The organism is Micromonospora sp. NPDC003816, from assembly GCF_042874705.1.
In the GTDB taxonomy this organism is placed as follows: Bacteria; Actinomycetota; Actinomycetes; order Mycobacteriales; family Micromonosporaceae; genus Micromonospora.
Map to the genome: position 1 here is coordinate 114,615 of NZ_JBIANP010000009.1, position 23,180 is coordinate 137,794.

Sequence of the window (23,180 nt, forward strand, 5' to 3'; positions counted from 1 at the left end):
GTCGCTGTCAAGTCGCGGTGCGGTCCGTTAACCTTCCGACCCGGCGTGCGCGTCTACGTACCGGGAGGTGCGCATGACCGACGGACACCCGGCTCCGCCGGAGGGCTTCGCCGAGTTCGTGACAGCCCGGTCCCCCGCGTTGCTCCGGTCGGCCTGGCTGCTGACCGGCGACGTCGGGCGGGCGGAGGACCTGTTGCAGACCGTGCTCGCCGCCGCATGGCAGCGCTGGTCGACGGTGTCCACCGGACATCCCGAGGCGTACCTGCGACGCGCCCTGTTCACCACGTACGTCTCGTGGTGGCGACGCCGGTGGCGGGCCGAGGTCCCGGCCGCCGCACCGCCCGAACAGTCCGGCCCGAGCGACCTGGCTCGCGAGTCGGCCGACCGGGACGCGCTTCGCCGCGCGCTGGCCCGCCTCAGCCGCCAGCAACGGGCGATCGTGGTGCTGCGCTACGCCGAGGACCTCTCCGTGGAGCGCACCGCCGAGGTGCTGGGCTGCTCGACCAACACCGTGAAGGTGCAGTCCTCCCGTGCCCTACGCAGCCTGCGTACCGATCCGAACCTGGACCTGTTCACCCAACGGAAGGTCGTGTCGTGAGCCGTGACGACGAGGACATCCGCCACCTGTTCGCCGACGCCGTCCCCCCGCTGCCCACCCCGCACGACCGCATCGCCGAGGTCGGGATCCGGGTACGCCGACACCGTCGCCGGGTGGTCACCGGCACGGCGGCGGCCGTCACCCTGGTCGTGGCGCTCGGCGTCGGCCTGCCGGCGCTGCGGGGGCCGGACCGGACCGCCCCACCGGTGCAGACCACCGACCCGATCGGCGAGGTCGTCTGCCCGACCAGCCTCGCCGGAGAGCCCGACCTGGACGCCGTGCGCTACGGCGACGACGAACCACTCGTCCCGCCCGGAGCCGTCGAGATCACCACCTGCGAGGTGCAGGTCGGGACCGCTGGTGTGGTCCACGAGCGCCCTGGCCCGCGTACCCTCACCGCCGGGGTGGACGAGATCGTCCGCCTGCTCAACGCCCAGCCGCCTCAACCGGTCGACGGAGGGGGGCGAGCGACACCCGACGGCAGGCCGATGTGCAACGCCGCAGCGCGCAACGAGGTGACCGTCCTGGTGTTGCGCTACCCCGACCGCGAGCCGGTGACCGTCTGGACGAACGCGAACTGCCGGGTGTCGATCACTGCCACGCACGGGCGGGCGCTGGACTCCGAGGTCTTCTCGACGTTCCTCGACCGGTACCGGGCACAACTCGTCGCCACCACCGACCCGGCCACGATCACCAGCCCGGACTGCCCGGCCACGATCCCCGCCGACCGGGTACGGAACAAGCCGTCCAACCCGGGGCCACCGGACCGGATCCGGCTCGACAACAGCGACCCCTACGACACGGTCCTGCCGACCCCGCTGGTCGAGGTCACCGCCTGTCGGTACGAGGTGGACGACGGCACCGCCGAACTGGTCCGGCAGGAGCGGCGGCGCGCGGGAGCCGACGACCTGCGCCCGGTACTCAACGGCACGTTCGACCGAAAGGCCATGAGCAGCGACTGCGGCGGGTGGCCGGGCTATCCCGCGCCCACCGCGTTCGACACGCTGACCGTGGCCGACGCGACCGGTGCCACGGCCGAGTTCTGGGTCCGGCACATCCCCTGCCGCAGCGCCCGGCACTTCTACGGCGCCAACAAGCAGGTCACCGCACCGTTGCTCGACGCGCTCACCGACCTGCTCGGCCCGCCGCCCGCCCCGTAGCGGTCAGGCGTACGGGGGGCGGGCGTACGCGGCCCGGAGGGCGGCCAGTCCGGGTGCCTTCGGGCTGAGCGTGCCCCAGCCGGAGTTGAAGTAGTTGGTGCGGGCGATGATCGGACCGCGCTCGGCGTTGAGCCGGGCGATGGCGGCCGGCACGGTGGCGATCCAGGCCGGCTGGTCGGGGATCTCGGCGACGCGTACCCCCCACTCGGCGATGAGCACCGGGCGGGACAGGGCCACCGGGCCGAGGTCGGCCACGGCCCAGTCCTTCGTCCGGCGGAACCGGTCCAGTGCGGTGTGCGAGGCGCTGGTGGCGTAGACGTTCCATTGGAGGAAGTCCAGCCGCGACATCAGCGACTCCGGGTGGGTGCGCTGGAAGCAGGGCCGGTCGAAGCCGCCGAGACCGACCGAGAAGGTGGTCCCCTGCGGCAGCGCCTTGGCCCGGAACCAGTTCACGATGTACGTCATCGCCTGCACTGCACGGGCGTCCGACTCCGCCCAGGTGTACGCCCGGCCGGACTCGGTGGTGCCGAACTCGTGGTCGGTGTCCAGCTCGGAGGCGAGCTGGATGTTCACCCCAAACCCCATCGTGCGGTACTGCGACAGCGCCCGGGCGAAGAGTCCGTCGCACTGCCCGGCGAGCACCTGGCCGTAGCCGTACGCCTTCGGCCAGACCGCACCGGGACGCTGCTGGATGGTCATCGCCGGAGCGGGCACGACGTAGCGCACCCCGTCGACGGTGAAGGTCTGCGCCCCGGTGTCGGTCGCCCCGTAGTGCTTGAGCTCCAGCACCATGTTGATCTGGATCCCACCCCGGCCGAGGGTGACCAGCCACGGGCGGTTGTAGCCGGGGAAGACGTAGCTGTCGGCGAAGCTGCGGTACTGGGTCAGCGACCGGAAGTTGCCCCCGGCCATGTCGGCGGTCGGGTCGGCGTTCCCGGACAGGTAGTAGCCGCCGAGCACCGGCGGCGTGATCGCGTAGTCGACGGCGGCGGTGGCGGCCTGCCCGGTGGAGTCGCGCACGGTGACGGTGACCCGGGCCATCACGCCACCGCCCGGTACACGGCCACCGCGCCGTTGTCCGACACCCGCGTCCAGGTACGGCCCGAGCTGTCGGTGACGGCGACGGTGAGTGGGTCGATGACGGCGGTGACCTTGGCCGGCGCGCTGCTGTTGCCCTGCGCGTCGGTGACCACGACGGTGACGGTGAGCGTCTTGGTGTCCGGGTCGCCGTAGGTGACGGTGAGCAGCATCTGCGCCCCGGGGGCGTAGGTGCTCGCGTTGAGGGCGGCGGTGACGGTGGGAGCGGCCATGGCTGCGCCTTCCTGGCTCGATCGCCGTGACCGGCGGAGTGCCCCGTCGGCCCGGCGGGAGATGCGGCGGCGGCCGGAGCGGGCAGGTGTCCGCTCCGGTGGAGGATCCGGCGTGATGACGGTGGCGACGTCGCTGTCGGGCGGGGGGCGTCCGCCCGACCCGCAGGCGGCCCGTCGGACGTGGCCCGCCGTCCGCAGCCGCTTCACCTGCTACAACAGTGCGTCAGGAGAGGACCTGTCGTCCTGTCTATTTACGGACATATCGATTCTTATAAGGATGGCACATGAAGTACCTGATGCTGATCTACGGCAACGACGAGGTCTGGGGCAGCCTGCCGGACGGCGACCTGGCCACGCTGATCGGCGAGGTGGACGCCTTCAACCAGGCGCTACGCGACTCCGGCGAACTGGTCGACTCGCAGGGCCTGGAGACCCGCCCCCGCGCGGTCCGCATGGTCGACGCCGCGCCGGTCGTCACCGACGGGCCGTACCTGGAGGCCAAGGAGTACGTCGGGTCGTACTTCGTGGTCGACGTGGACAGTGAGCAGCGTGCGCTGGAGATCGCCCGGTCGTACCCGGGGCTGCGGATGGGCACCGGGATCGGCGGCGGTCTGGAGGTCTGGCCGCTGATGACCCACGGAGCCGGGAACTGAGCCTGGACGAGGCCACCGCCGACCTGCTGCGCCGGCTCGCCCCGCAGGTGCTGGGCACCCTGGTACGCCGCTACGGCGACTTCGCCACCGCCGAGGACGCGGTGCAGGAGGCGCTGGTCGCCGCCGTCGAGGCGTGGCCGCGCGAGGGCGTACCGGAACATCCCTCGGGCTGGCTGCACACCGTGGCCGCCCGACGCTACGTCGACCAGGTCCGCACCGAGGCGGCTCGGACCCGCCGGGAACGGAACGCCCACGACGCCCTGCCACGGGACGCGCTCGTCGCCCCACCGCCGGACGCCACCACACCGCCCCGCGACGACCTGCTGGAGCTGTTCCTGCTCTGCTGCCATCCGGCACTGCCCGCACCGGCGCAACTCGCGCTCACCCTGCGGGCGGTCGGTGGGCTCACCACCGCCGAGGTGGCCGCCGCCTTCCTGGTGCCGGAGAAGACCATGGGGCAGCGGATCGTGCGGGCCAAACAGCGGTTGCGCGAGGCGGGCGCACGGTTCGCCCCGCCGCAGGCGGCGGACCGGGGCCGTCGGCTGGCCGTGGTCCGGCAGGTGCTGTATCTGATGTTCAACGAGGGTTACAGCGCCAGCAGCGGCCCCGAGCTGCGTCGCGCCGACCTGACCCGGCAGGCGCTACGGCTGACCCGCCGGTTGCACGAGCGGCTGCCGGACGACGGGGAGACCGCCGGGCTGCTCGCGTTGATGATGCTGACGGAGGCACGGGCGGCGGCCCGGGTCGGCCCGGACGGCGACCTGGTGCCGCTGGCCGACCAGGACCGTCGGTGGTGGGACCGGGCGGCGATCGCCGAGGGCTGCGCGCTGGTCGCGCGGAGCCTCGCCAGCTCGCCGCCGGGCCCGTACCAGGTGCAGGCCGCCATCGCCGCCGTGCACGCCGAGGCGCCGAACACCGAGGAGACCGACTGGCCGCAGATCCTCGCCCTCTACGAGGTGCTGGAGCGGCTGGCGCCCAACCCGGTGGCAACGCTGAACCGGGCGGTGGCGGTGGGCATGGTGCACGGGCCGCAGGCCGGGTTGGCGCTGCTGGGCGAGGTGGAGTCGGGCCTGCTCGCCGACCACCACCGCCGGCACGCGGTCCGCGCCCACCTGCTGGAGTCTGCCGGCGACCGCGCCGCTGCGGCGGTCGCCTGGCGTCGGGCGGCCGACCTCGCCGGAAACGATCCCGAGCGGCGGCACCTGCTGCGTCGCGCGGCCCGCTGCGAGAGTGACCCGGATCACAGCACCGATCGGTAGAAGCGGCCGGTCCGGCTCCGATCCACCGGTGAGCGGCGGGTGCCCGCCGCAGACTGTGGAGGTACGGAGATGACCAAGGTGACCGCGCAACTGTCGGTGTCGCTGGACGGCTGCTACGCCGGCCCACGGCACGACGGGACCGGCGACTGGATGCACTCGACGGAGAGCCACGGCTTCTTCCGGGTCACCCGCTGGGTCACCGCCGCGTCGTCGTGGCGCGAACGGCAGGGGTTCGCCGGTGGCGAGCACGACGTCAACTCGGAGATCGTCGCCGAGTCGTTCGGCGCCGCCGGCGCGTACGTGATGGGCCGCCGGATGGCCGACGGCGGTGAGGTGCCGTGGGGCGACGAGCCGCCGTTCCGGGCGCCGGTCTTCGTGGTGACCCACCGTCCCCGCCCGACGCTGCGGCGCCAGGGCGGCACCAGCTTCACCTACGTCACCGACGGGGTGGCCGCCGCCGTGGCACAGGCCCGCGCGGCGGCCGGCGGCAGGAACGTGGCGGTGGCCGGCGGCGGCAGCCTGGTCCGGCAGGTCCTGCGGGCCGGCCTGCTGGACGAGGTGGAACTGCACGTGGTGCCGGTGGTACTCGGCGACGGTCTGCGCCTGTTCACCCCCGACCTGGGCCTGGACGACTTCGAGGCGATCGAGATGTCCCCCACCCGGGTGGTGCCCACCCCCGAGGTCACCCACATCCGGTACGCCGTACGCGGCCGTGCCCCGCTGGTCCTGGACGACCGGGGCCGGGGCACCGGCACGCCCGGCTGAACCGGGTCGACCGGGTTGCCGCGTCCCGGGCAGAGGGGACAACGCGCAGAGGTGTACCGCGCTTAGAGTGACGGCAATTCGTCCATCGAGGAGGGCGCGGTGTCCGAGCCGCCACCCGCCGAGCGTTCCCCGACCGAGGAACCCGGCGACATCCCTGTGCCATCCGACGCCGGTCCCACCGGGACGCCACCCCGGCTGCTGGTCCTGCCGCCCACCGACGGCTTGTCGCCCATCGTCTGGCCCGGTGCCGCCGACCAGCCCGCCTGGGCGATCCCGGTGACCGTGCCGCCGGGCACCCGGGGGTACGCGATCTTCCTCCCGCTGGTGGCGGCCGACGACGACCCGGCCGCCACCGGCCCGGACACCTCGACGGTGGCCGCCCCGGCGACCCCGTCCCCGGCCGTGTCCACCCCGGTCGGCTCCACGCTCCCGACCGGGACTCCCCCGGTCTCCCCGGCTCCGGCGGTGACCGCGCCGGTCTCGACAGCGGCATCACCACCAGCGCAGCGGATCCCGGAGACGGCAGCGCCGGGCCAGGTAGCTCCCGGTCCGGCACTCTCGGCGGCACCGCCCGGCGTTCCCGGGCCGCCAGTGCCCGGCTACCGGACCACCGGCTCGCCATACGAATTCCGGCCACGGCCACTGCAACCGTCGTTCCTGGACCGGGCGTGGCCCGGCCCCGCACCGGCCCGTGATCGGGCCACCCCGCTGGCGGTCCTGGCCGGGGCGTTCGGGGTGGCCGCGTTCGTGCCGTTGGGGCGTACCGGCGTCGGTTGGTTCCTCGGCTGGCTGGTGCTGACCGCCGCAGTGCTGGTCGCGGTCCGCCGGCACACCGCCGACCTGCCGAAGGCAGAGCGGTGGGTCCGGGCCGGATGGGCCGGTGCCGCCCTGGCGCTGCTCGCGGTGCTGGCCTTCCGCAACGCCTGGTGGCTGGTGACGTTCTGCGTGCTCGCGGCGCTGTGCTGCGCGGCCCTGGCGATAGTCGGCGGACGGCGGATGCGCTCGATCCTGTTCAGCCTGGGCGCCGCCCCGCTCGCCGCGCTGCGCGGACTGCCGTGGGTGCGCGCCCATGTCCGGGCGCCCGGCGGCGACGGCACCACCCGCCGTGTCGTCGGCTCGGTCGCCGCCACCGTGGCCGTCCTGGTCGTCTTCGGTGCGTTGCTCTCCTCCGCCGACGCCGCCTTCTCCCAGGCACTCGGCGTCCTCGTCCCCGAGGTCAGTGCCGGCGGGGTGGTCCGGTGGCTGTTCCTGGCCGCCGTCGGTGGCCTGATCGCGGTGGCCGCGCTCTTCACACTCGCGGCGCCACCGGACCTGTCCCTGGTGGACCGGCCGACCGACCGCCGGCTCGGGCCGGTCGAGTGGGCCCCGCCGATCGCCGCTCTCACCACTCTCTTCGCCGGCTTCGTGCTGGTGCAGTTCACCGTTCTCTTCGGCGGGCAACGGCACGTGCTGTCGACCACCGGCCTCAGCTACGCCGAGTACGCCCGCAGCGGCTTCTGGCAGTTGGTCGCGGTGACCGTGCTGACGTTGGCGGTCCTCGGCGGGGTGACCCGCTGGGCCCGCCGGGACACCCCGCGCGACCGGGTACTCCTGCGGATCCTGCTCGGCCTGCTCAGCGCGTTGAGCGTGGTGATCGTGGTGTCGGCGCTGTCGCGGATGTGGACGTACCAGAAGGTCTACAGCTTCACCGGCGAGCGCGTCTTCGTGATGGCGTTCGAGGTGCTGCTCGGAGCCGTCTTCCTGATGGTCCTGGTGGCCGGCGTCCGGTGGCGCGGCGGCTGGATCCCCCGGCTCACCACGGCGCTCGCGGTGGTGATGCTGCTGGGGCTGGCGGCGCTCAACCCCGAGGACTACGTGGCCCGCCGCAACATCGACCGCTACCAGGAGACCGGCCGGATCGACGCCTGGTATCTGCGGGCGCTCTCCGCCGACGCCACGCCCGCCCTGGCCGCCCTGCCCGACCCGGTACGCCGGTGCACCCTGAGCTGGATCGCCGACGACCTGGCCGAACCGGATCCGTGGTACGCCTGGAACCGGGGCCGCGACCGGGCCCGGGCGGTCCTCGACCGGTTGGGTCCCGAGGCGATCGGCAACCAGCGGGACTGCCGCCGCGCCGACCAGTTCGACCTGCCGAAGACCCGCCGCTGACCCCGTCGACCGGGCCGACCCGAGTCGGCCCGGCCCGGTCGAGGCGAGGTGGTGGCGGGACGGCCGGTGTCACCAGGGCTCGGGGATGTTCACCGCCAGGCAGCGCTGGGTGCCGGCGGTCGGCTGGTAGCAGGCGGACGCCTCCAGGTTGTAGCTGTGGTCGAACCGGTGGAACGAGGCCGTACCGCCGTTGACGCAGGTGCTGCCGCTGACCGTCGTACCGCCGGTGACCTTGCCGGAGGCGCAGCCCGCCGTGCCGGCGGTCTTCTGCACGGTGCTCACCGAGGAGCGCAGGTCACCGGACTGGTGTGCGCCGTAGCCCACCGAGCTGACGCCGTCGCGGGTGATCGCGTACTGGAAGGCGGTCGAGGTGTAGTACGACCAGCTCGCGCCGGTGCCGACCGTCCGCAGCCCGGAGTCCGTGGCCGAGGCCGGGATGAACAGATGGAACCCCTTGTCGTACGTGGTGGTGCCGTCGATCATCCGATAGACGACCACCAGCAGACCCTGGCTGTAGGTGCCGGTGTTGTAGGTCAGGTAGGTGCCGTTGCCGCAGGCCGTGCGGTCGGCGATGTAGCCGACGCCGGCGGCGTAGAGCAGCACCCGGGCACAACGCCCGTCCGCCGCGATGTCCTCGATGGTCCCGACGGTGGACGAGATGCCGGCGTTGTCGGTGGCGTACCCGGTCAGGCGCACCCCGGGCAGCGTGCCGGAGTACTGGTAGGCGGTGGGGTGGTAGTAGTTCCACGAAGCCGACCAGCCGGTGCCCGAGGGCAGCGCGAGAGCCGGCGCAGCCGGCAGCAGGGCGGCGGTGAGCGTGGCGACGAGGGCGGCGGCCAGTGTGGCGATGGACCGCAGTCGGGGTTGCGTCCGCATCGTTTCTCCGTTCAGACGCGAGTCGTGCGAGGGGTGGATATCGACGATGATGACGTCATCGTCGGCCACCCGGACGCGCTCTGTCCCGACCCGGACACCGGTGGTCCGTTACAGCACTCGCTCTGCCAGCCTGACTCCCTGGCGGGTGTGGCCGGAGCATTAGATGGATGCCGGAAAGTTCGCCTTGGCTGCGCGACCAACCAGAGCGGTGAGAGCGGCATCCACCCCGGCTCCGACGATGCCCCCCGCGATCGGGATGCCCTTGGCCAGGGTGACTACGGACCGTTGCGTGCCGTACTTGGCGAGAAGCATGAAGCCGACCTGGGCGTTGATTTTCCGAATGACGGCGATCGGGATCGCCTTGATCATTTGCGCAGTCAACTTAGTCCCGATCTTGACGCCAACCCCGTGGAGCGTGCTCGCCAGCGTCCCGCCTGCCGTCGTGAGAGTGACGAATGTCTGTACGTGTGGATCCGAGATGTCGTAACCCCGAAGGTAGGCGATCGCCCCGACGAGTCGCGCGTTGATCACCAGCGAACCCGCGATGTTCGCGGGGATCGTAATGGGCATGGTGACGAATCCACCCAGGCCGGTGACGAACCCATTCGTCGAAGACGCCGCCACCGCCTCCATGATCAGTCGATCGATCACCCGCTCGATCGCCGCCTCGCTCGTGTGGTCACGCAGCAGCACGCCGTCGGGCTCGATGATCGGGCCACCCAGGTCCGTCGTGGCCTTGCCGAGACGGTCCACCGCATAGGGGATGGAACCGGTTATCGGACCGACGCCATCCTCGATGACCTTCACGGTGAGGTCCTGGAAATAGCGGACGATCACGTTGGAGGGACCATCGCCCCTTTCGCCCGCATCGGCTTCGCTCGCGTCCACAGTGCTCCGTTCCTGCGTCAGCTATCGGAGGGGTGCATCCCATACGGTAAGCGTGAAGGCTAGTACATGAGTCCACATAGGAGCACTTCATGCTCGGCCCAGGAGTGCAGACCCCTTTCCGGTAGGGGACTTCGATCAAATAGCTGACAGAAGCACATGTCGGCGGCACCTCCTCCGTAGGTTGGTCAGCGCCACACAGTCAGGAGGTTGGATGTCCCGCGTCCGCATCCAGATCGCCTTCACGCCGATCGCCGACGACGACGAGTTCGTCCTCGGTGAGCTGACCGACGAGCTAGCGGACGACCTCCGGGAGATCGGTGACGCGCGGCGCGTCGAACGCGCTGCCGTTCCAGGTGCGAAGGGCGTCGCGGAGCTGGCGCTCGGCGTCGTCACTGTGCTGGCGGGCACCGAGACCGGCTATGTGCAGGCGCTTGTCGACGTCGTCCTGGCTTTCCTGCAACGCCACACCGGCCGCCGAGTCCAACTGCGAGTGGGTGACATCGAGTTGATCATCGATCAGCCCACCCACGAACAGACCGACGAACTGATCAGCACGGTGCGGGCCGCGATCGAACGGGCCGGCCCCTGATGGGCCGACACGCCCTGCTGCTCGGCACCGCTACCTGCCACGCCGACCGCGAGCTTGCGCCCCTGCCCTCAGTACGGCAGGACGTCGCTCAGCTCAAGGCGCTGCTGGACAGCGCCGGCGAGTTCGACGCCGTTCGGGCCGAACTGGATCTGCCATCGGCGCACCTCCGCCAGATCGTCGAGGAGTTCTACGGGGCACGGCGCACCGGCGACCTGGCCCTGCTCTACTACTCGGGCCATGGGGTGTTGCACGGAGATGGCCAGTCGCTGTTCCTCGCAGCGACCGACACGGTCAGCGGGCAGTTGCACGCCACCGCCTTCGACACCGATGGCATGCTGCGTCACCTGCTCAACGACTCCAAGGCCAGCCAGAAGGTCGTTCTCCTCGATTGCTGTTTCTCCGGCGCGTTCACGGCCCGGCATCGCTTCCGGGGCGGTGTGCGCGAAGAGCCACGCCGTCTCAAACGACAGCGCGGTACCTTCATCCTGACCTCGAGCACACACCAGAAGGCGTCGAAGGCACAGGGTCCCGACCGCCCGTCGGTCTTCACCGAGGTGCTGCTCGACGGGTTGCGCGGTGCCGCTGAAGGGCCTTCCGACGATGGGTGGATCACCACCAACGACCTTTCCCGGTACGTCCCGACCGAGATGGCCCGACGCCGCCAGCACACTCCGGTCGAGTCGAGTGAGGGCGTCACCGAGCCGATCCGGCTGATAGCAGCTCCGGGGTCCGTTGCCGCAGCACGGCAGGTCACGGTCGTCACGACGAGCCCAGCGGACGAGGCACCGTTCGATGCGGACCAGTGGCGCCGTCTGGTGACCTACTACATCAACTGCATGCAGCGGTCGACCGTGCTGCAGTCGTTCATCGACCCGCAAGCAAGCAACACGTACGTCGCGGCACCGCCCGGCTCCGAGGCCGTCTTCACCTCGGAAACGCCCGTCCAACTGGGCGGCGCGGCGGCGAAACTCGCCGCGCGGGCTCGCGCCGACGGCAGGGAGATGCAGTATGGCTATCCCGTCGTCGCAGTTCGGCCGGCCCGGCAGAAGCCACTCCGGCTCGCTCCGCTGCTGGTCTGTGATGTCACTGTCGGCGAGGACCACGTCCTGCACGCCTCGTTTCCGCCCCGCCCCAGCGCCGCACTCGTCGACCTGTTCCAACTGTCCGAGGTGGAGGCCGACGAACTACGGCTCCGCGTCGAGCAGGCGTTCGCACCGGGCGACCCCGCCTCCCTCGCCGCCACCGTCGACGTGCTCGTGAAGACATTCGGGTTGAGCCCGGTGACCGAGTTGAACCCGGCCACGCTCGGCGGCACCATCCGGCCGGGGCCCGTGAACGGGGTGCAGAACGCCGCGATCCTGTACACCGTCGACGCCGCCGAGTCGCCGCAACGGCAGCTCGTCGAGGATCTGCGGGGCATGATCAAAAATCCTCGACTCATCGAGAGGACAGCGCTGGCTGCGTTGGCAGTCCGCCCGGACGAGGCAGCGGCGGCACAGGTCACCACGGTCGCGATGAGCGCAACGAACGAAGCACAGGAAGAGATCATCCAGGCGGCGATGTCGCAGCCATTGACCGTGGCCCAGGGGCCGCCGGGCACCGGCAAGAGTCAGCTCGTCACGGCGCTGCTGGCCACCGCCACCGCCGCCGGCCAGAGCGTGCTGATCGGCTCCACCAGCAACCAGGCCGTCAACTCGGTGCTTGAGAAGGTGACCGAGCTGATCGGCCCGGGTCTGCTGCTGCGTACGGGCAACAAGGACCACCGTATGCAGGAGCCGAAGCATCTCGCCGACATCCTGGCGGCGTATCCACCGGTCGAGCGGCCCACCCCGGAAGACCAGACGCCCCGCCATGAGCTGCGACTCGTGAACGAAGAGGCAGCCAGCCTCCGTAAGGAGTTGGACGAACGTCGGCTGCTCGAACGTGACCTCGCGGAGCTGGCCGCTGAGCGGGGGGTCGACCCCGGCGTCGGTGCGGCACCGCTTCCCGCCGACGACACGACGCTGGCGCAGCTCGTCCAGCTGACCGATCGGGCCCTCGCCAGCAGGTGGTTCGGTTGGTGGTACCGGTGGCGGCTACGGTCGTATCAGGTGGTGGATCGGAACGCTGTCCGGGCGCTCGCCGATCGGGCGGTGGTCGAGCTGCGCTGGCGTGACGGTCGACGGCGCCTCGCTGAGCTGCCCGACGCCGACCTTTCCTGGCAGCGCCTGGTCCACCTGATCGGCACTGAACGGCCCGCGCTGAGCATCGACGTGCTGCGGGCCCAGATCGCCCGGCGGGTGGCTGCGGGAGCGCGTCTGCTCCAGGACCGGGCCGATGAGATGGCCAAGCCTCAGTCAGACAGCTGGGCCTACTTCCCGGAGTTGCTCCGAGTGCTGCCAGGCTGGGCCGTGACCGCCCTCTCCGCCCGAAGACTGAAGAGAAGCCCCGCGATGTACGACCTCGTGGTGATCGACGAGGCGGCACAGTGCACGATTCCCGCGATCCTGCCCATGCTCTACCGCGCCAAACGTGCCCTGCTCATCGGCGACCCTCGTCAGCTCGCACCCGTCGTGGACCTGCCGGAGAGCGACGACGTCACCGAACGCGCCCGAGCCGAACTGAGCACGGGTTGGCTCACCACCCGCCGGCTGATCTACACGGCCCACTCCGCGTACGACGCGCTCGCCACCGCTGCGGGTACGGCGCAGCTCCTAGACGAGCACTACCGGTGCCACCCGGACATCGTGAAGGTGCCGAACCGGGAGGTCTATCAGGGTCGGCTCACTGTGTTGACGGATCCGAACCGGCTGGCCGCTGCGGCCGATCCGGCAGTCCGTTGGCGCGACGTGCCCGGGCAGTTCAGCCGTGGCGCAACCGGGTCCGGACTCAACCAGATCGAGATCGACGCGGTCGTCGCCGAGGTGACGGGACTGCGGGCCGCGTACCCCGACGTCTCGATCGGGGTGGTCACGCCGCTTGCCGCACACCAGCGTCGCCTGGCTGCGGCCCTGCGCGACGCCGGCCTCACCGACAACCTGCTCTGCGCGACGATCCACAAGTTTCAGGGCAGCGAACGAGACATCATGGTCGTCTCGCCGGTCGGGGCGCACGGCATTCCGGACCGCACCCGGGGCTGGCTGGTTCACCAGACCAATCTGTGGAACGTCGCCATCACCCGGGCAAAGTCCCAGCTCGTCGTGGTCGGTGATCGGTCGTGGTGGTCGGGTCAACGCGGCCTGCTGACCGCCTTGGCGCTGGTTCATGATGTCGCCGACGCCCAACCGGACGCCCCGGCGGTGCCAGCGGACCGACTGCACCTCGCCCTACGGGGCGCCGGTCTCACCGCACGCCGTGACGTTGCCGTGGCCGGGCAGGCCGTCGACTTCATGGTGGGGCGCGGAGATGCCGAACTGGCCGTCGTCGTCGACGATCCGATGGGCGATCCCGACGGCCGGGGACTGCGCCGGGTGCTCGCCCGACTCGATGTGACACGTACTTCCACACCTGTCCGCCGGGTACCCGCCTGGCGCTGCCTCTCGGAGCCGGAGCAGGTGGCGGCAGAGTTGGCTGACTACGTAGCCCGCCGGCCAGCCGCCACGGCCTAGATCTCGTGGATCTCCCTGGTCAGCGAAGAGAAAGCCCGGATTGCGCCAGGAGCTAGCTCCGTAGAACATCGGGTTCTACACTCGGGTCCATGGAACGCATCGGTGTCCGGGAGCTGAACCAGAACACGAGCCAGGTGTTGGCTCGGGTGAGTGGTGGGGAGACCCTCGAAATCACCGATCGTGGACACCCGATCGCCCGACTTGTTCCGGTAGGTGACGACAGGTCGATTCTGGCCAAGCTGGTAGCGGCAGGGCGGGCAGTCGCCCCCACCGGTGGGGGCTCTGTTCCACTTCCTCCGCAGCTCGGCGACGAGAGTGTGGACGTGGCCGCCTCGCTCACGGCGATGCGTGACGAGGAGCGCTGGTGATCTATCTCGACTCCGCCGCCGTCATCAAGCTGGTGCGGCAGGAAGCATGCAGCACCGACCTCGTCTCCTGGCTCAACGAGCACGACGACGTGCCGCTGGTCTCCTCCGCGCTCGTCGAGGTGGAAGTACCCAGAGCGCTCCGCCGATCGGCTCCGCAGGCGTTGATCGGAGTGCCGGCTGCTGTCGGACGACTGTTCCGACTGGAGATCGACAGCACGATCCGTGCCACCGCGGCCGCCTTCGCCGAGCCGACGCTCCGCAGCCTCGACGCCATCCACCTGGCCACCGCCCAGGTGCTGACCAACGAGTCCGGCACGGCACTGACCGCCTTCGTCACCTACGACCGGCGGCTGCTCGCTTGTGCCAAGGAAGCAGGGCTGCCCGTAGCAAGCCCCGGCCAGAACTGACCCACGAATCCATCACCCCGCACGAAGTCCGGCCACCGGGTTGGCGCGACGTCGGCCCGTAGCCCGCGTTCTGCGACCTTGCACCCTCTGTTGGGGTATCCGTAGCTGGTGGGGCGGACGGGACTCGAACCCGTGACCGAGGGATTATGAGTCCCCTGCTCTAACCGGCTGAGCTACCGCCCCGGCACCGCGCGGATCTTATCCCGCCCAGTCGATCACCGGCCAGCATCGGTGGCCGCTTCTCACCGGCGTCGCCCCCGCGCCAACAGCACGATGGGCAACGCGAGGATAACAGTGAGCAGCCAGCCTCGGACGGCCGCACCCCACCGCCCGCCGACGTCTCCCGTGGGGGGTTCGAGGACCACGTCGATGGTGAGCAGCAGGGCCCGGCCGCCGAGCCCGAGGACGACCAGGCCGCCGAGCAGCAGGAGCAACGTCTCCCGCCGGGCACGCCGGGAGCGGGGAACGTGGTCGCGGTCGTCGCGTACGCCGCCGGGTTGTGGGATCTGCTCAGGGTCGCGGGGCGGCATGGCGACCTGCCGGTCGGCGGGTACGGCGGCGTCCAACACGCCCAGGCCGGGTGGGCGCAGGTCGTACAGGGTCGGCTCGACGTGCAGCACGATCGCGTCGTGGCCGATGAGTTGGCGGGCGCCGTCGGGCCAGGCGAGCATGGCGGCGCAGTCGGCGTACCGGACGGTCAGCGGGCCGCCGTCACCGAGGTAGCTGATGCCGTCGGGGCCGACGCGGAGCTGGCCGTCGTCGTCGCGGGAACGGTGGGCGGTGCCGGCGGGGATCGCCTCGGAGATGGTGGGGGCGGCGACGAAACCGGCCCAGTCGGCACGGGTGCCCTCGGGCACCATCAGCAGGGCCGAGGCGTGCACCTCGTGGGCGACCTCGTGCAGGTCGGCCACGGTGACCGCCCTCAGTGCGGCGCGGTGCTCGTCGAGGCTGAGGTTGGGCTCGCCGGTGAGCAGGTTGAAGGCGTACCCGGTCAGTCTGGCGGCGTCGGCCTCGGCGGTGGCCAGCATCTCGATGCGCTTGGCCACGGCGGCGTCGAGGTCGGCCTGGTCTATCCGGCCGACCCGGAGCGTGGCCAGCACGTCGACGAAGCCGCCGAGGACGGCGTCCTGCTTCTCGGCCAGCGCGTCGGCGAGGGCGCGCAGGACGGCGTGGCCGTCACCGCGCGGCTCGTAGCCGCCGGCGATCGTGTAGGAGAGGCCGGCGTCCTGGCGCAACGCGCGGAACAGTTCGCGTTCCAGCACGTCGGCGAAGAGTCCGGCGGCGTGCCCGCGCCGCACCACCGCGTCGAGCACCACGGCCTGGTTGCCGCGCACGAAGTACGCCGGCGTGGCGGGCAGTGCCGACGACGCGGCCGGCACGGGCTGCCGGGTGCCGCTGGGCAGCTTCAGGGTCAGCTTGTCGGGGACGCTGCCACCGGCGATCCAGAGCACCGCGTTCTCGCGGGTGAACCAGCGCGCCGCCCACTGACGCAGGTCGTCGGCGGTGAGCGCGGCGAGTCCCCACTCGGGGTAGCTGCCCAGCCCGAAGTCGCGGGCACCGTGCCGCCACAGTGGGATGTCGTCGATGGCCGCGCTGCCCCGGCTGCTCCACTCGGTCCGCAGGATGTCCTTCTCCACCTCCAGCCGCCCGGTGGGCAGGTCGGCGAGGTGGGCGCAGACGGCGGTCAGGAAGGTGGCGACGTCCTGCTCGGAGCCCTGCATGTGGAAGGTGGTGAAGACCGGTCCGGTGGCGCCGTTGAAGTGGTGGTCGGCGCTGCCCAGCGGGGCGAGGGCGAGGTGTTCGAGCAGGTGCGTGATGCCGTGCCGGGCGAGGGTCTCGTCGGCGGTGCCGACCCGGAAGGTCAGCCCGGCCCGCATCGGCCCGCCGGTCGGCGCGAGCAGCGTGGGGACCCCGTCGGTGTCCAGGTGCGCGATCACGACTGGCCGGCCTTCGCGTACGCCTTCGCGCGCAACCGCAGGAACTCGGTCGCCCCGTCGCCGAGGTAGCCGAACATCGACTCGTCGCCGACACCGCCGAGTGCGGCGAACTCCCGTGCCGCCGGGTGCCACTCCTGCATCAGGCAGAACGCGAGGGCGAAGGTGCTGCGTACCCACACCCCACCCCAGCCGTCGCGGTAGTCGGGGTGCCAGACGGAGCGTTCCGCCGCCGCGCGGATCCGGGCGGCCACCGCCGGGTCGCGCAGGAACTCGCTCGCGGCGGAGACCCGGTCATGGTCGAGGGCCTGTTCCAGGTACGCCTCGACGACGAGTACCGCGTTGGCGGCCCCGGGTGGTGCGGCCTCGGCGCACTCGTGGGCGAACGCGTGCGCCTTCTCCCAGGTGCCGCTCCACTTGGGGCAGAGCTGTTGGAGCAACGACGCCTGTGCCGGCAGGTGATGTGGGTGGTGGGCGGCGAGCCGGTCGTACCGGCGGCGGGCCTCGGCCTGCCCCACCTGGAGTCCCCGGCCGCTGGTGATCCGCTGGGTCCATGCTGCCGCGTCCTGCGGGTGGCGGGCGGTGACCTCGATCAGGATCTGCTCGGCCCGGCGCAGGTGGTCGAAGAAGTCGGCGAACTGCTTGCGGCTGACATGCTGGGCCCGTTGGGCGGTGCGGATGCGCCAGCCGGCCCGGATCAGGTGTGCGCCGAGCATCGCCCCGGCCACCGGGTCCTCGGGATGTTCGGCGAACACCTCGTGCAGGAACCTCTCCGCGTCGGGGACGTCGCCGATCTCGCCGACCAGGACTGTCCGGCCGTGTGCGTCCTGGGCGTCGACGAGCGCGCGCAGGGTCGGCCAGTCACCGGCAGCCAGAGCATCCCGACCGGTCGCGACCTGCGGATATGCCGCAGCGACGTCGAAGGTCACCGGCGGGAGGGGTGCGGGCACAGCGAGGATCATAAGTGATCATCTTCGGCTCCGGTGTCCCCGTTTTCGCTGCCCGCCGCCGCCGTGCGGCCAGGCCCGGCTCGACCGGGGCCGAGGTTGGGGCCGGGGTCGGAGACGACGAACGCCCACCGGGTGCCGGTGGGCGTTGCGGGGAGTAAGGAGAGCTCCCCCGTTTGGACTCGAACCAAAAACCTGCCGGTTAACAGCCGGCTGCTCTGCCAATTGAGCTACGGGGGACCGAGCACCGCTTGGTGCGGATCTCTCCGCGCCGCGCGACCGGCACAAGAGTACAGGATTCCGGGGGGTCGTGGGCTAGGGGGTTATCCATCCACAGGACAGGACGCCAACCGGACGCAGACGGATAAATCGTCATCGCGGCCCAAGGAGGTATGAGCGGAGAGGAGGATGGGTAGATAACTGCCGACGACATGACGCAGGCGCGAGTTCGATCGACCACCGCCCGGCCTCCGGGAGGCGGAAGACAGCGCGCCAGGTACGAAAGGAGCCGCCATGCGCGGAAAGATCATGTTCCTTGGCGGGCTGGCTGCGGGGTTCGTCCTGGGCGCCCGTGCCGGCCGTGAGAAGTACGAGGAGCTGGTGATCCAGGGCCGCAAGGTCCTCGACCACCCGACGGTCCAGGAGGCGGCCGGGGTCGCGCAGGCCCAGGCCAACCGCCTCTACCAGGAGGGCAAGGACAAGCTCGAGCACTCCAAGCTGGGCGAGAAGCTGCACAGCAACGGCAAGCACGGGCTGACCCCGGCGGACGACACCTACGCCGGCACTCCGGCGACGGCGGGCAGCAAGGCGGGCGGCAGCTCGTCGAGCGCGACCAGTTCGACGTCGGCCACCCCCCGCAAGCCGACCGGCACCAACGGCAGCACTCTCTAGAGCCGTACGCGAACGGGCCCGGCCGCCACCTCGGCGGCCGGGCCCGTCGCTGTGTATCCGCCGATCGACGCAGGCTCCGGGCGCGACGTCCGGCCGCACTCGGCTGAGCCGAGCGACGAGGTGGGGAGATTTCTTGTCGCTGGAGCGACAAGAAATCTCCCCACCTCACGATCGCCCCGTCCCCACAGCACCTCCCGCCCTCGCCGCCCACTCGTCGCGCCCGGACAGGTGCCGGTCGCGCCAGGTCGGGGCACACGGGCCAAGGCAGGAGGTGCCGGCCGAAGGTCGAGAACCAGGGCGGGCGGGACCGGGCGCAGCGGGACAGAGCAGGGCGCGCCCAGGACCGGACAGCGCAGGCACTGGGCGGACGATTCCGGCCACAGTGCCGAAACACCGTCGTGGAAGACTCCGGACCGGAGGTGGTGGGGATGGCCCTTCTCCGGCCGGAGAACCCGCAGCAGGCGCGACTCGTCCGGTTGCTGCGCGACGAGGGCCCGCGTTCCCGGGTCGAGCTGGGTGACCTGCTCGGCCTGTCGCGTACCACTCTCACCACCGAACTGGATCGCCTCGTCGCCCGCGGCCTGATCGAGACCGCTGGCCCGGCCGCGTCCCGGGGCGGACGGCGCTCGTCCCTGCTCCGGCTCGCCGCCGGGGTGCGGTTCGTCGGCGTGCTCGTCGGGGCCGACCGGATCAGCGTGGCGGTCACCGACGGTGAGTTGAACGTGCTGGCCGAGGCGAGCGAGCCGGCCGACGTCCGCCAGGGACCCGAGCCGGTGATCGGGCGGTGCGTCGAACTGGCCGGCAAGCTCCGCGCCGAGTCGGGAGGCGCCGAACCCACCGGTGTCGGTGTCGCGTTGCCCGGGCCGGTCGACGACGGCGCCTCCATCGCGCCGACCGCGCTGCCCGGCTGGCAGCGCTTCCCGGTCCGGGACGCCTTCGCCGCCGAGCTGGGCTGCCCGGCGCTGGTCGACAACGACGCGAACGTGCTGGCGCTGGGCGAGCAGCACGCCGGCATCGGCCGCACCTTCGACGACTTCCTCTATCTGAAGCTGGGCACGTCGATCGGCTGCGGACTGGTGCTCGGCGGCACGCTGTACCGCGGATCGACCAGCAGCGCCGGCGACATCGCGCACCTGCCGCTCTCCGAGGACGGGCCGATCTGCGCCTGCGGGGAGGTCGGCTGCCTGGAGGCGTACTGCGGCGACGCCGGGCTGACCCGGGCCGCGACGGCCGCGGCACGGACCGGCCGCTGCGCGCCGCTGGCCGCGCGGTTGGCCGACGCCGGCACGCTGACCGTGTCGGACGTGGCCGCCGCCGCGCTCGCCGGGGACCCGACGGCCCAGGCACTGGTACGCGACGCCGCACGCCGCCTCGGCCAGGTGCTCGTCGGCCTGGTCAGCTTCTTCAACCCGGGGATCGTGGTGATCGGCGGCGCGCCGGAAGGGCTCGGGCACATCCTGCTCGCCGAGGTACGCGGCGTGGTCTACCGCCGGTCGGCACCGACGGCCACCGGCACCATGCCGGTGGTCCTCTCCGACCTGGCCGACCGGGCCGGCCTGGTGGGCGCGGCCCGGCTGGCCAGCGAACACGTCTTCGCCGTCGACTGACCGGGATGTGTCGACCGGGGGCCGGGGCGGTCGGCCCCCGGTCGGCGGGATCGATCCTTGCTGCTGAACGCGCCGTCGAAGGCGGCGGGATCAGTCCTTGCTGCTGAACGCGGCGTCGAAGGCGGCGGACGGGGCGTCGAAGGCGAGGCGACGGACGAACTGGAGTGCCTCGGGAGCACCGACCAGCCGGTCCATGCCGGCGTCCTCCCACTCGATCGAGATCGGCCCGTCGTAGCCGATCGCGTTGAGGGCGCGGAAGCAGTCCTCCCACGGCACGTCGCCATGCCCGGTGGAGACGAAGTCCCAGCCGCGCCGCAGGTCCGCCCAGGGCAGGTGCGAGGCCAGCCGGCCGCGCCGACCGTCGCCGGTGCGTACCTTCGCGTCCTTGCAGTCGACGTGGTAGATCCGGTCGGCGAAGTCGAAGATGAAGTTGACCGGGTCCAGCTCCTGCCAGACGAAGTGCGACGGGTCCCAGTTCAGCCCGAACGCCTCCCGGTGCCCGATCGCCTCCAGGGTGCGCCTGGTGGTGTAGTAGTCGTACGCGATCTCGCTCGGGTGCACCTCGTGGGCGAACCGGACCCCGACGGAGTCGAAGACGTCCAGGATCGGGTTCCACCGGTCGGCGAAGTCCTGGTAGCCACGCTCGATCATCGACGGCGGCACGGGCGGGAACATCGCCAGGGTGTGCCAGATCGACGAGCCGGTGAAGCCGACGACGGTGTTGACGCCGAGCTTCGCCGCCGCGCGGGCGGTGTCCTTGATCTCCTCGGCGGCCCGCTGGCGTACGCCCTCGGGTTCGCCGTCGCCCCAGATCCTGGCCGGCAGGATGCCCTGGTGCCGTTCGTCGATCGGGTGGTCGCAGACCGCCTGGCCGACGAGGTGGTTGGAGATCGTGAAGACCTGGAGGTTGTGCTTGGCCAGCGTCTCCCGTTTGCGGTCGACGTACGAGTCGTCGGCCAGTGCCTTGTCGACCTCGAAGTGGTCGCCCCAGCAGGCGATCTCCAGCCCGTCGTAGCCCCACTCGGCGGCGAGCCGGCACACCTCGTCGAACGGAAGGTCGGCCCACTGGCCGGTGAACAGCGTGATCGGTCGCGCCATAGTTCTTCTCCCCTGTGCGTGTGGTGGGGATTCCGTACCTGCGTGACCGGGGCGAGGGCGGCCGGACGTGGCGGCCTGCGAGGGGATGGACCGGTGGGCGCGCTAGCACCTGGGACCGACGGGTTGCGCCTCCCGTCGGTGCACCGGCCACCTCGCGGTCGCCGCCTTCACTCTAGGCGCGTGCCGCACCGTTGCGGAAGGTGTCGCGCGGCCGCAGAAGGTGCCGCGCGGTTGTGCAAGGTGCCGCGCAGCGCGCGGTGGGTGTAAGGAGGGGTCCCCTGTACAACGCCAGGCGTTAGCAGGGGACCCCTGCTTTCATCAGGGCAGGACCCAGCGCTGGTTGGCGTTGGTGTGACAGGTCCAGAGGTGGACCGCCTGACCGTCGGCCGAACTGTTGTTCGACACGTCCAGGCACTTGCCCGTCTGCGGATTGCGCAGCGTCCCGTTCGACTGCGCCGACCAGTTCTGCGCGCCGGAACCGTTACACGTCCAGAGCTGGATCTTCGTACCGTCGGCCGAGGCGCCACCGTTCACGTCCAGGCACTTGCCCAACGCCCGGATCGTCGAGTTCGGCGTCACCGACCAGGTCTGCGCCGTACCGCCGTTGCAGGTCCAGATCTGGATCTGCGTACCGTCGGCCGTGGCCGCGTTCCGCACGTCCAGGCACTTGCCCGCCAGACCGGTGATCCGGCCGGTTCCGGTGGGCGGCGGGTTCGTGCCGCCCAACTCCTTGATCCGGATGTTGCGGAAGAACGCGTCGTCACCCGTACCGTGGTTCTGGATGCCGATGTGGCCGGCGAGCGACCGTACCGGATCGGTGTTGGTGAAGTCGTTGATCTTCGACCCGTTCAGGAAGACCTGGAGCCGCTCCCCCTCCACCAGCAGTTCGTAGGTGTTCCACTCCCCCGCCGGGTTCAGCGCGGCGTCGCGGGCGGCGAGGTCGGCGGACTTGAAGCCGTAGACCGCGCCGGTGGTCCGGTCGGCGGTGTCGGTGGGGTCGATCTGCACCTCGTAGCCGTTGTTGATGGCCGAGTTCGGATCGCTCGACGGCGGGAAGCCGATGAAGACGCCCGAGTTGTCGTCCCCGGCGAGCCGCCAGTCCAGCTTGAGCGAGTAGTTCGTGAACTGCTTCGCGCTGTACCAGTACAGGCCCATCCCGCCGACCGAGGTCAGCGTGGCGTCCGAGTTGGTGAAGCTGCCCGGTCCGGCCTGGGACCAGCCGGTGGTCGAGCCGTTGTAGAGGGCGGTGTAGCCGGTCTCCGGGCGGCAGTCGGCCTTGGTGCGACCGGCCGCGTACCGGATGCCGCCGAGCAGGTGCGCCCGGAACGCCGACTCGGCGTACGAGGCCTGGGTGTGGCCGCCGCCGGTGTAGAAGGACCGCCCGGCGCTGACCGTCTTGCACCAGGCGATCGGGTGGTCGGCACCCATCACCCCACCCGAGTACGTCGACTCGTTCAGGTTCGCCAGCACGCGCGCGCCGGAGCGGGGGTTGGTCTGGAAGTCGTACCACTCGTCGGTGCGTACCCAGTTCTGCGGCAGGTGTGCGGTGGCCGCGTGGGCGCGGTTCTCGACCCGTACGGTGGCCTGCTGGATCGCCGGGTGCGAGCGGAAGTACGCGCCGACCAGGTTGCCGTAGAAGGACCAGCCGTACTCGGTGTCGGCGGCGGCGTGCACGCCGACGAATCCACCGCCTGCGTTGATGTACGACTCGAAGGCGGTCTGCTGGGTGGCGTTGAGCACGTCACCGGTGGTGTTGAGGAAGACGACCGCCTCGTACTGGGCGAGGTTGCCGGTGGTGAACGCGGCGGCGTCCTCGGTGGCGGTGACGGTGAAGCTGTTCGCCGCGCCCAGGTCGCGGATGGCCTGGGTGCCGACCGCGATGGAGTCGTGCCGGAAGCCGGCGGTCTTGGAGAAGACCAGCACGTCGTACGGGGCGTCGGCGGCGCTGGCCGGGGTGGCCGGTGCGGTGCAGGCGAGGACGGCGAGGACCGCGGTGGCCAGGCCGGCGGCGGGTCTTCTGAGGAGTGTGCGCATGTCGCTCTCCTTACGGTTCGTGGTGTGAGCAGGGGTCCCCTGTACAACGCCAGGCGTTAGC

20 protein-coding genes and 2 tRNA genes are annotated in these 23,180 nt (G+C 71.1%); 12 read left to right on the plus strand and 10 right to left on the minus strand.

Features of this window, described 5'->3' with window-relative positions; genetic code table 11:
• Positions 1-73 precede the first annotated feature (73 nt).
• Both ACFYTT_RS24720 and ACFYTT_RS24725 read left to right on the plus strand, forming a co-directional pair.
• On the plus strand, positions 74-598 hold the full coding sequence (locus ACFYTT_RS24720; RefSeq protein ID WP_176095005.1) for a SigE family RNA polymerase sigma factor: 525 nt from the start codon (positions 74-76) through the stop codon (positions 596-598).
• The gene (locus ACFYTT_RS24725) at positions 595-1,758 is read left to right on the plus strand and encodes a hypothetical protein (RefSeq protein ID WP_387262655.1); all 1,164 of its coding nucleotides are present in this window, start codon (positions 595-597) and stop codon (positions 1,756-1,758) included. Before ACFYTT_RS24720 ends, ACFYTT_RS24725 begins: the two co-directional genes overlap by 4 nt.
• Before the next feature lie 3 nt (positions 1,759-1,761).
• On the opposite strand, the gene ACFYTT_RS24730 is transcribed toward ACFYTT_RS24725, so the two are convergent.
• A complete protein-coding gene (locus ACFYTT_RS24730) occupies positions 1,762-2,799 on the minus strand; it encodes a hypothetical protein (protein ID WP_387262657.1) in 1,038 nt (345 codons plus the stop codon).
• Positions 2,799-3,068 (minus strand): hypothetical protein, encoded by a 270-nt coding sequence (locus ACFYTT_RS24735; protein WP_131053009.1) that lies wholly within the window; start codon positions 3,066-3,068, stop codon positions 2,799-2,801. Before ACFYTT_RS24735 ends, ACFYTT_RS24730 begins: the two co-directional genes overlap by 1 nt.
• A gap of 284 nt (positions 3,069-3,352) precedes the next feature.
• Here ACFYTT_RS24735 and ACFYTT_RS24740 point away from each other — a divergent pair, with 284 nt between their 5' ends.
• The 4 genes from ACFYTT_RS24740 (at position 3,353) to ACFYTT_RS24755 (ending at position 7,893) form a co-directional block, all read left to right on the plus strand.
• Positions 3,353-3,721, plus strand: coding sequence for a YciI family protein (locus ACFYTT_RS24740; RefSeq protein WP_176095007.1), 369 nt, complete (start codon positions 3,353-3,355; stop codon positions 3,719-3,721).
• Positions 3,722-3,723: 2 nt separating this feature from the next.
• Positions 3,724-4,980 carry an RNA polymerase sigma factor gene (locus ACFYTT_RS24745; RefSeq protein WP_387262744.1) on the plus strand — a complete coding sequence of 419 codons (1,257 nt, stop codon included), beginning with the start codon at positions 3,724-3,726 and terminating at the stop codon, positions 4,978-4,980.
• A gap of 69 nt (positions 4,981-5,049) precedes the next feature.
• The gene (locus ACFYTT_RS24750; protein WP_387262660.1) at positions 5,050-5,745 is read left to right on the plus strand and encodes a dihydrofolate reductase family protein; all 696 of its coding nucleotides are present in this window, start codon (positions 5,050-5,052) and stop codon (positions 5,743-5,745) included.
• 99 nt (positions 5,746-5,844) lie between these two features.
• On the plus strand, positions 5,845-7,893 hold the full coding sequence (locus ACFYTT_RS24755) for a DUF4153 domain-containing protein (RefSeq protein ID WP_387262663.1): 2,049 nt from the start codon (positions 5,845-5,847) through the stop codon (positions 7,891-7,893).
• 69 nt (positions 7,894-7,962) lie between these two features.
• Here ACFYTT_RS24755 and ACFYTT_RS24760 read toward each other — a convergent pair whose 3' ends face one another.
• A complete protein-coding gene (locus ACFYTT_RS24760; RefSeq protein WP_131053930.1) occupies positions 7,963-8,769 on the minus strand; it encodes a hypothetical protein in 807 nt (268 codons plus the stop codon).
• Between the two features lie 159 nt (positions 8,770-8,928).
• Positions 8,929-9,657 carry an EcsC family protein gene (locus ACFYTT_RS24765; protein WP_387262666.1) on the minus strand — a complete coding sequence of 243 codons (729 nt, stop codon included), beginning with the start codon at positions 9,655-9,657 and terminating at the stop codon, positions 8,929-8,931.
• Between the two features lie 211 nt (positions 9,658-9,868).
• On the opposite strand from ACFYTT_RS24765, the gene ACFYTT_RS24770 reads away from it, so the two are divergent.
• The 4 genes from ACFYTT_RS24770 to ACFYTT_RS24785 all read left to right on the plus strand — a co-directional run bounded on the left by ACFYTT_RS24770 (position 9,869) and on the right by ACFYTT_RS24785 (position 14,608).
• Entirely contained in the window at positions 9,869-10,246 is a 378-nt protein-coding gene (locus ACFYTT_RS24770) for a hypothetical protein (RefSeq protein ID WP_387262670.1), read from the plus strand.
• On the plus strand, positions 10,246-13,833 hold the full coding sequence (locus ACFYTT_RS24775) for an AAA domain-containing protein (RefSeq protein ID WP_387262671.1): 3,588 nt from the start codon (positions 10,246-10,248) through the stop codon (positions 13,831-13,833). The genes ACFYTT_RS24770 and ACFYTT_RS24775 overlap by 1 nt, the downstream gene beginning before the upstream one ends.
• A gap of 89 nt (positions 13,834-13,922) precedes the next feature.
• Entirely contained in the window at positions 13,923-14,201 is a 279-nt protein-coding gene (locus ACFYTT_RS24780; RefSeq protein WP_176095009.1) for a type II toxin-antitoxin system Phd/YefM family antitoxin, read from the plus strand.
• Positions 14,198-14,608, plus strand: coding sequence for a type II toxin-antitoxin system VapC family toxin (locus ACFYTT_RS24785; RefSeq protein ID WP_131053927.1), 411 nt, complete (start codon positions 14,198-14,200; stop codon positions 14,606-14,608). The genes ACFYTT_RS24780 and ACFYTT_RS24785 overlap by 4 nt, the downstream gene beginning before the upstream one ends.
• A gap of 106 nt (positions 14,609-14,714) precedes the next feature.
• On the opposite strand, the gene ACFYTT_RS24790 is transcribed toward ACFYTT_RS24785, so the two are convergent.
• The 4 genes from ACFYTT_RS24790 to ACFYTT_RS24805 all read right to left on the minus strand — a co-directional run bounded on the left by ACFYTT_RS24790 (position 14,715) and on the right by ACFYTT_RS24805 (position 17,729).
• Positions 14,715-14,791 (minus strand) — tRNA-Ile (locus ACFYTT_RS24790).
• A 59-nt stretch (positions 14,792-14,850) separates the two neighbouring features.
• Complete coding sequence (locus ACFYTT_RS24795) at positions 14,851-16,545, minus strand: M16 family metallopeptidase (protein ID WP_387262674.1); 1,695 nt, start codon at positions 16,543-16,545, stop codon at positions 14,851-14,853.
• A complete protein-coding gene (locus tag ACFYTT_RS24800) occupies positions 16,542-17,492 on the minus strand; it encodes a tetratricopeptide repeat protein (RefSeq protein WP_387262677.1) in 951 nt (316 codons plus the stop codon). The genes ACFYTT_RS24795 and ACFYTT_RS24800 overlap by 4 nt, the downstream gene beginning before the upstream one ends.
• Positions 17,493-17,656: 164 nt before the next feature.
• Positions 17,657-17,729, minus strand: a tRNA-Asn gene (locus ACFYTT_RS24805).
• A gap of 273 nt (positions 17,730-18,002) precedes the next feature.
• Here ACFYTT_RS24805 and ACFYTT_RS24810 point away from each other — a divergent pair.
• Together ACFYTT_RS24810 and ACFYTT_RS24815 are read left to right on the plus strand one after the other, a co-directional pair.
• Entirely contained in the window at positions 18,003-18,380 is a 378-nt protein-coding gene (locus ACFYTT_RS24810; protein WP_131053924.1) for a hypothetical protein, read from the plus strand.
• A gap of 428 nt (positions 18,381-18,808) precedes the next feature.
• Complete coding sequence (locus tag ACFYTT_RS24815) at positions 18,809-19,987, plus strand: ROK family transcriptional regulator (RefSeq protein WP_387262680.1); 1,179 nt, start codon at positions 18,809-18,811, stop codon at positions 19,985-19,987.
• A 90-nt stretch (positions 19,988-20,077) separates the two neighbouring features.
• Here the strand turns inward: ACFYTT_RS24815 and ACFYTT_RS24820 are convergent, their stop codons facing one another.
• Both ACFYTT_RS24820 and ACFYTT_RS24825 read right to left on the minus strand, forming a co-directional pair.
• Positions 20,078-21,085, minus strand: a complete 1,008-nt coding sequence (locus ACFYTT_RS24820; RefSeq protein ID WP_131054505.1) for a sugar phosphate isomerase/epimerase — start codon at positions 21,083-21,085, stop codon at positions 20,078-20,080.
• A 318-nt stretch (positions 21,086-21,403) separates the two neighbouring features.
• Complete coding sequence (locus tag ACFYTT_RS24825) at positions 21,404-23,119, minus strand: ThuA domain-containing protein (RefSeq protein ID WP_387262684.1); 1,716 nt, start codon at positions 23,117-23,119, stop codon at positions 21,404-21,406.
• Between the last annotated feature and the right edge of the window lie 61 nt (positions 23,120-23,180).